This is a genomic window from Cellulosimicrobium sp. SH8 (assembly GCF_025818875.1).
In the GTDB taxonomy this organism is placed as follows: domain Bacteria; phylum Actinomycetota; class Actinomycetes; order Actinomycetales; family Cellulomonadaceae; genus Cellulosimicrobium; species Cellulosimicrobium cellulans_D.
Map to the genome: position 1 here is coordinate 264849 of NZ_JAMXMH010000008.1, position 7917 is coordinate 272765.

Consider the following 7917-nt stretch of genomic DNA (forward strand, 5'->3'; position numbering starts at 1 on the left):
ACCGATGACGACGCTCCTTCCCGCCCTGCCCACGGCGAGCGGACTGCTGGCCGCGACCGACGTCGTGCCCGCGTCCGAGACCGTGCCGGGCGCGTTCCTCGTGGCACCGTTCCTGGTGCTGCTCCCGCTCCTCGGGGCGGCCGTCCTCCTCCTCGCCGGGCGCCGCAGCGACCGCTGGGGCGCGTGGTTCGGCGTGCTCATGTCCGGCGCCGCGTTCGTGGTGGGCCTGGTCCTCTTCCTCGTGATGCTGGGCCTGCCCGTCGACGAGCGCGTGGTCGACTTCCGCATCGGCGACTGGATCGTGTCCGGGGGCCTCGACCTGGCGATGGGGCTGCGGATCGACCCGCTGTCCCTGACGTTCGTCCTCCTCGTGACGTTCGTCGGCACGCTGATCCACGTCTACGCGGTCGCCTACATGGCGCACGACCGCGACCGGCGGCGGTTCTTCGCCTACCTCAACCTGTTCGTCGCGGCGATGCTCGTGCTCGTCCTCGCCGACTCCTACCTGCTGCTGTTCGTCGGTTGGGAGGGCGTGGGCCTGGCGTCGTACCTGCTCATCGGGTTCTGGAACCACAACCGCGCGTACGCGGTCGCGGCCAAGAAGGCGTTCGTCATGAACCGCGTGGGCGACATCGGCCTCATCGTCGCCCTCATGCTGATGTTCGCGACGTTCGGCGCGGTCGACTTCACCACCGTGTTCGCGCAGGTGCCCGAGGCGTCGACCGCGCTGCTCACCGCGACGAGCATCGCGCTCCTGCTCGCCGCGTGCGGCAAGTCGGCGCAGTTCCCCCTCCAGGCCTGGCTCGGGGACGCCATGGCCGGCCCGACGCCGGTCTCCGCCCTCATCCACGCGGCCACCATGGTCACGGCGGGCGTCTACCTCGTCGTCCGGTCGGCCCCGATCTTCGAGGGAGCGCCCACCGCGCAGCTCGTCGTCGTGATCGTCGGCGCGGTGACGCTCCTCTTCGGGGCGATCGTCGGCTGCGCGAAGGACGACATCAAGAAGGCGCTCGCGGCGTCGACCATGTCCCAGATCGGGTACATGATCCTCGCGGCCGGGCTCGGCCCGATCGGGTACGCGTTCGCGATCTTCCACCTGGTGACGCACGGCTTCTTCAAGGCCGGGATGTTCCTCGGCGCGGGGTCGGTCATGCACGGCATGGACGACCAGGTCGACATGCGCCGGTTCGGCGGCCTCGCGCGCTACATGAAGGTCACCTGGATCACGTTCATGATGGGCTGGCTCGCGATCCTCGGGATCCCGCCGTTCTCCGGCTTCTGGAGCAAGGACAAGATCATCGAGGCCGCCTTCGTCCCCGTCGACGGCGAGCCGTGGCGGGCGTGGGTCTTCGGCGGCGTCGCGCTGCTGGGCGCCGGGATCACCGCGTTCTACATGTCGCGCCTGTTCTTCATGACGTTCTCCGGGCGCCGTCGCTGGAACGACGGCAGCGGCTCGGCGGACGGGCTCGGCCCGCAGGACGGCCCGGTCCAGCACCCGCACGAGTCCCCGCGGCTCATGACGTGGCCGATGATCGTCCTGGCGGTCGGCTCCGTGGCCCTCGGCGGCATCCTCGCCGCGGGCTCACGGTTCGTCACGTGGCTCGAGCCCGTCACCGGGCACGCCGAGCACCACGAGCCGGTCCTGCCGGTGTGGTCGCTCATCACCCTGACGCTCCTGCTCGTCCTCGCGGGTGCGGCGCTCGCGTGGCGCCAGTACGCGATGTCGAGCGTCCCGGTCCGTGCGCCGCGGGGCTCCGTGCTCACGCGGGCCGCCCGCCGCGACCTGTACCAGGACGACGTCAACGAGGCCGTGTTCATGCGGCCCGGCCAGTACCTCACGCGCTCGCTCGTCTACGCCGACAAGGAGATGGTCGACGGCGGCTGGATGGGCCTCGCCGGCCTGGTCGGCCGGATCGGGGAGTGGCTGCGCGGGTGGCAGAACGGCTACGTGCGCTCGTACGGCGCGACGATGCTCGGCGGCCTCGTGGTCATCGTCGCCGTCGTCCTCGCCCTGACCACCGGCTCCGCGAGCTGAGAGGGAGACAACCATGACTACCTCCGTCCCCTGGCTGTCCCTGCTCGTCGCCTGGCCCCTGGTGGGGGCCGCGGCGGTGTGGCTCACGGCCGCGGCCCGCACCCGCGGCGTCGGCGCGGGCGCCCTGCGCACGGTGCGCGGCATCGCCCTCGGCGCCGCGCTCGTCGAGCTGGGCCTGCTCGTCGGCGCGTTCACCGCGTTCGACACGTCGACGGCCGGCACGCACCAGCTCGCCGAGACGTACCGCTGGATCCCGCAGATCGGCGCGAGCTACGCGGTGGGCGCCGACGGCGTCGCGCTCGCGCTCGTCGCGCTGTCGGTCCTGCTCGTCCCGCTCGTCGTGCTGGCCGCGTGGAAGGAGCAGGACGGCGACGTGCGCCGCCTGCGCCACTACCTCGCGCTCGTCCTGCTGCTCGAGGCGTTCATGGTCGCGGTGTTCGTCGCGCGCGACGTGTTCCTCTTCTACGTGCTGTTCGAGGCGATGCTCATCCCGGTCTACTTCATGATCGGCGGGTTCGGCGTCGGGGCGCGGCGACGGTACGCGGCGGTGAAGTTCCTGCTGTTCTCGCTCGCGGGCGGGCTCATCATGCTCGCGGCGGTCATCGCCCTGTACGTGCAGGTGCCGATCGACCCGGCGACGGGCGCACGCCCCGAGGACGCGTTCCTCACCGCGAACCTCGTCGAGACGTTCGCCGCGTCGCCCATGCCCGTCGCGACCGAGCGGCTGCTGTTCCTCGGGTTCTTCCTCGCGTTCGCCATCAAGGCGCCGCTCTTCCCCGTCCACACCTGGCTGCCCGACGCCGCGCAGCACGCGCCCGCGGGCACGTCCACGCTCCTCGTCGGCGTGCTGGACAAGGTCGGCACGTTCGGGATGCTCACGCTGTGCCTCCCGCTCTTCCCGCACGCGAGCGCGTGGGCGGCCCCGGTCGTGATCGTCCTGGCGGTCGTGTCGATCCTCTACGGCGCGCTCATGGCGATCGGCCAGAGCGACCTCATGCGACTCATCGCCTACACGTCGGTGTCCCACTTCGGGTTCATCGTGCTCGGCATCTTCGCGTTCACGTCGCTCAGCGTGTCCGGGTCGTCGCTGTACATGGTCAACCACGGGATCTCGACGGGCGCGCTGTTCCTCCTCGCGGGCTTCCTGATCGCTCGCCACCCGGAGCGCTCGCAGCGCATCGCGGACTACGGCGGCCTGCAGAAGGTCGTCCCCGTGCTGGCCGGGACGTTCCTCGTGGCCGGCCTCTCCGCGCTGTCGCTGCCCGGCCTGTCGACGTTCGTCAGCGAGATCATGGTGCTCGTCGGCACGTTCGCGCGCAGCCCGTGGGCGGCGCTCGTCGCGGTGCTCGGCGTCGTGCTGGCCGCGCTCTACGTGCTGCTGACCTACCAGCGGATCTTCACGGGCGGGACCCGCGAGGGGCTCGACCAGCTCCCGGACCTCGGTGCGCGCGAGAAGTGGGTCGTCGCGCCGCTGATCACGGTCCTCCTCGTCCTCGGCTTCTACCCGGCGCCCGCGCTCGACCTCGTGCGCGAGCCCGCGGAGGTCACCCTGTCCGACCTCGCGGTCGCCGGCGTCGAGGACCCGCCGCGCTCCGACCCGTTCGCCGAGGGGGCCGAGCAGGCCGCCCTCGAGAGCCAGGGGTCGTCCGTCTCTCGTAGCTCCGACGAAGGGAGCGAGTCGTGAACGACTCCTTCGTGGCCCCCACGGTCGACTGGCTCTACCTCGCCCCGATCCTCGTCGTGCTCGGCGCCGGCGTCGTCGGCGTGCTGATCGAGGCGTTCGTCCCGGCCCGCGTGCGGCGGACGGTCCAGGTCGTCCTCGCGCTCCTCGCGACGGCCGCGGCGTTCGCGCTCGTCGTCGTGCTGTGGCGCGACCCCGCCGTCCAGGGCGCCGACGGCGCACCGTACGGGGTGCGGGTGCTCGGCGGGTCGATGGTGATCGACCCGTTCGGGCTCGCGATCCAGGGGATCGTCGTCCTGCTCGCGTTCCTCGCGATCCTCGTGATTGCCGACAAGACGTCGACCGGCCAGGACGCGTTCGCGCCGTCCGCGGCGGCTGTCCCGGGCTCGCCGTACGAGGACCTCACGCGGCGCAAGGGCCTCGAGCAGACCGAGGTCTACCCGCTCGTGCTCTTCGCCGTGGGCGGCATGATGATCTTCCCCGCGACGGGCAACCTCCTCGTGATGTTCGTCGCGCTCGAGGTGCTCTCGCTCCCGCTCTACGTGCTCTCGGCGATGGCCCGCCGCCGTCGCCTGCTCTCGCAGGAGGCGTCGTTCAAGTACTTCCTCCTCGGGGCGTTTGCCTCCGCCCTGTTCGTGTTCGGCGTGGCGCTCGTGTACGGCTTCGCGGGCTCGGTCGACCTCGTCGAGGTCTACCAGTCGCTCGCGAACCCCGCCGGGCCGCTCGCGAGCATGCCCGGTCTCGTCGTCGTGGGCGTCCTGCTCGTCCTCGCGGGCCTGCTCTTCAAGATCGGCGCCGCGCCGTTCCACGCGTGGACGCCCGACGTCTACCAGGGCGCCCCGACGCCCATCACGGGCTTCATGACCGCGTGCACCAAGGCGGCGGCGTTCGGCGCTCTGCTGCGCGTCCTGTACGTCGTGAGCCTGGGGCTCGCGCAGTCCTCGCCCACGGCGCGCGAGGACCTGTTCGTCGCGCTGTGGGTCGTCACGCTGCTCACGATGGTCGTCGGGACCGTCGTCGGTGCCGTGCAGACCGACGTCAAGCGGCTGCTCGCGTACTCGTCGATCGCGCACGCGGGCTTCATCCTCGTGGGCGTCGTCGGGTTCTCGCAGCTCTCGCTGCGCGCGACCGTCTTCTACCTGCTCGTCTACGGCCTCGCGACGGTCGGCGCGTTCGCCGTCGTCACGCTGGTGCGCGAGACCACCCCGGTGCGCGAGCGCGTGCCCGTGGCGGTGGGTGCGGGGGCGGCAGGGACCGACGCGACGGGCGACGCCGCGGACAACGCGACGGGCGGGGCGACGGAGCAGCCGGTCGCCGTCCTCGGCGAGGCGACGCACCTCGCCCAGTGGGCGGGGCTCGGACGCCGGAGCCCGTGGCTCGCGGGCGTGTTCTCCCTCTTCCTCCTCTCCATGGCGGGCATCCCGCTCACGGCCGGCTTCGTGGCGAAGTTCACCGCGTTCGGCGCGGCCATCGCCGGGCCCGACGGCCAGGGTGGGGGATCGACGTGGGTGCTCGCCGTGGTCGGCGTCCTCGCGTCGGCCGTCGCGGTGTTCTTCTACGTCCGCATCATCGTCCTGATGTTCTTCACCGCGCCCTCCGGGGGCCCCGCGGACGGGGCGGACGACGACGGTGCCACGGTCGAGGGGCCGGGCGTGACGGTCGTCCGGTCGACCGGGCCGACGACGGTCGCGATCGCCGTGTGCGCGCTCGGGGTGCTCCTCCTCGGTGTGTTCCCGTCCCCGGTTCTCGATCTGGCGGCCGAGGCGGTTAAGTTCGTCCCGTGACCTCTGTTCCTCCCGTGCCGCGCGAGCGGACCGCGCCCGTGACGACCACCGCGATCCCGATCTCGGACCCCGAGCTTGCCGCCGCCCTCACCGAGCGGCTCGCCGGGGTCGAGGCTCGGCTGCGTGACGCCGTCGCGCACGCCGACCCGCTCGCCGACACCGCGTCCCGCCACCTCGTCAACGCGGGGGGCAAGCGGCTGCGGCCGCTGCTCACCCTGCTCGCCGCCGAGCTCGGGGACGGGACGCGCCCGGAGGTCGTGGAGTCCGCGGTCGTCGTCGAGCTCACGCACCTCGCGTCGCTCTACCACGACGACGTCATGGACTCCGCGCCGGTGCGCCGGGGCGCTCCGTCCGCGCACGCCGTGTGGGGGAACTCGGTCGCGATCATGGTCGGCGACCTGCTCTTCGCGCGCGCGGCATCGACCGTCGCGGCGCTCGGACCCGAGGCCGTGCTCATCCAGGCGCGCACGTTCGAGCGGCTGTGCCTGGGCCAGCTCCACGAGACGATCGGTCCGGGGGAGGGCGACGACCCCGTCGAGCACTACCTCGAGGTGCTCGCCGACAAGACGGCCTCGCTCCTGTCGACGTCCGCGCGGCTCGGTGCCATGTTCGCGGGGTGCCCGACGGCCGTCGTCGACACCGTGGCGGCCTACGGGGAGCGGCTCGGGGTCGCGTTCCAGCTGGCCGACGACGTCCTCGACCTGGCGTCGTCGGGCGACGAGTCGGGCAAGACGCCGGGCACGGACCTGCGCGAGAAGGTGCCGACCATGCCGGTCCTGCTGCTCCGCGCCCGGGTGGCGAACGGGACCGCGAGCGAGGCGGACGCCGGGCTCGTCGCGCTCCTCGACTCCGACCTGACGGACGACGCCGCGCTCGCCGCGGCCGTGGCCGCGCTGCGACGCCACGAGGTGCTCGGGGAGACACGTGCGCTGGCGGTGCGCTGGGCGCGCTCCGCCGTGGAGGAGCTCGACGCGCTCCCCGCGGGGCCGGTCACCGACGCACTGCGATCCTTCGCGGAGGCGCTCGCCGACCGCGCCTCCTGACCGTCGCGTGGGGTGATCTTTTCCCGGCCCGTGACGGCCGGGAGCACCGGTGCGCCCGGGGCGACATCGTTGCCCCCGTCATCGAGTTGACCTGCTCGGACGCCCTGGTCGTGGAGGCGGCGACCGCCGTGACCCGGTGCTCGGGGAGCGCCGGGTGGGGAGTGCTCCCCATGGGACGGGTGTCGGTTTTCACCCGGTCTCCCGCTATCCTCAGGTGCGCGATCGGTGGGGCCGCCTGGTATGTGCGAGATCGAGGGGGCTGGAGAAGGGGGCCGGTCGTCTCCCGATCCAACTCTTCGGAGGACCTGTGGGTTTCCTGGCGCGTCTGAACGAGCACCGCCGCACCGTCGCGTCGGTGAGCACCGTGTCGGTGTTCTCGACGGCACTCGTCGGGATGGCGTTCTTGTACGACGGCGAGGCCACGGCGGACGTGGACCTGAACGACTCGGGCGTGTGGGTGACGAAGTCGTCGGCCGGGTTGCTGGGACGGTTCAACTACGAGTCGCAGGCGATGGACGGGACGTTGAACGCGGGCAGCGCGTCGTTCGACGTGCAGCAGGACGCGGGCCGGGTGCTCCTCGACGACACGAGCACCGGTACGGCGTCCCCTGTCGACGTCGCGCACCTGAAGCTGGACGGGCAGATCCGACTTCCGGCGGGCGCGCAGGTGGTCTCCGGTGGTGCGACGACGGCGATCCTCGACGGCGAGGAGGGGCTGTTGTGGGTGCTGCCGTTCGACGGCGCGGCCTCGTTCGACGCCGAGAAGACCGACCCGACCGCGGAGGTCGAGGGCGGGGGCGACCTCACCGTGTCGCAGGACGGGACGGTGTTCGCGGCGATCCCGTCGACGGGGACGTTGTGGACGGTGTCGACGACGTCCAAGGGGACGGCGGACGGTGACCCGTCGTCGTCCTCGCTCCCCGTGGGCAAGGGCGCCGAGGTCGAGGTGACCGCGGTGGGCGACAAGCCGGTCGTGCTCGACCGGTCGGCGTCCCAGCTCGTGCTCCCGGGTGGCAAGACCGTGGCGCTGGAGGACGGCGCCGAGGCGCGTCTGCAGCAGCCCTCCGCGGGCTCGGCGAACGTCGTCGTGGCGACGAGCGGGGGACTGGTCACGCAGCCTCTGAAGGGCGGGGACGCCCTGCGGCGCTCGGCCGAGGGGCGTCCGGGCGCACCGGTGCAGCTCGGCGGCTGCACGTACGGGGCGTGGGCCTCGACGGGCCAGGTGGTCCGTGACTGCGAGGGTACCGACCGCGACCTGGACACCCGACTGGAAGGGATCGACCCCCAGTCGCGTCTGGAGTACCGGGTGAACCGGCACGTGATCGTGCTGAACGACCTGTCGGCGGGGACGTTGTGGATGGCGGCGGACGAGTA

Annotated in this window: 4 protein-coding genes and 1 pseudogene; all 5 read left to right on the top strand. The window is 72.2% G+C overall.

Annotation, left to right across the window (positions count from 1 at the left end; translation table 11 throughout):
• Nucleotides 1–4: 4 nt before the first annotated feature.
• On the top strand, nucleotides 5–2035 hold the full coding sequence (nuoL, locus tag NF338_RS13090) for an NADH-quinone oxidoreductase subunit L (protein ID WP_087471269.1): 2031 nt from the start codon (nucleotides 5–7) through the stop codon (nucleotides 2033–2035).
• Nucleotides 2036–2048: 13 nt separating this feature from the next.
• Nucleotides 2049–3719 (top strand): NADH-quinone oxidoreductase subunit M, encoded by a 1671-nt coding sequence (locus NF338_RS13095; protein WP_264031175.1) that lies wholly within the window; start codon nucleotides 2049–2051, stop codon nucleotides 3717–3719.
• The gene (gene nuoN, locus NF338_RS13100) at nucleotides 3716–5500 is read left to right on the top strand and encodes an NADH-quinone oxidoreductase subunit NuoN (RefSeq protein ID WP_264031176.1); all 1785 of its coding nucleotides are present in this window, start codon (nucleotides 3716–3718) and stop codon (nucleotides 5498–5500) included. The genes NF338_RS13095 and nuoN overlap by 4 nt, the downstream gene beginning before the upstream one ends.
• A 38-nt stretch (nucleotides 5501–5538) precedes the next feature.
• On the top strand, nucleotides 5539–6543 hold the full coding sequence (locus tag NF338_RS13105) for a polyprenyl synthetase family protein (RefSeq protein ID WP_264031195.1): 1005 nt from the start codon (nucleotides 5539–5541) through the stop codon (nucleotides 6541–6543).
• 355 nt (nucleotides 6544–6898) lie between these two features.
• Nucleotides 6899–7917, top strand: a pseudogene (locus NF338_RS13110) (fibronectin type III domain-containing protein); the annotation flags it as partial.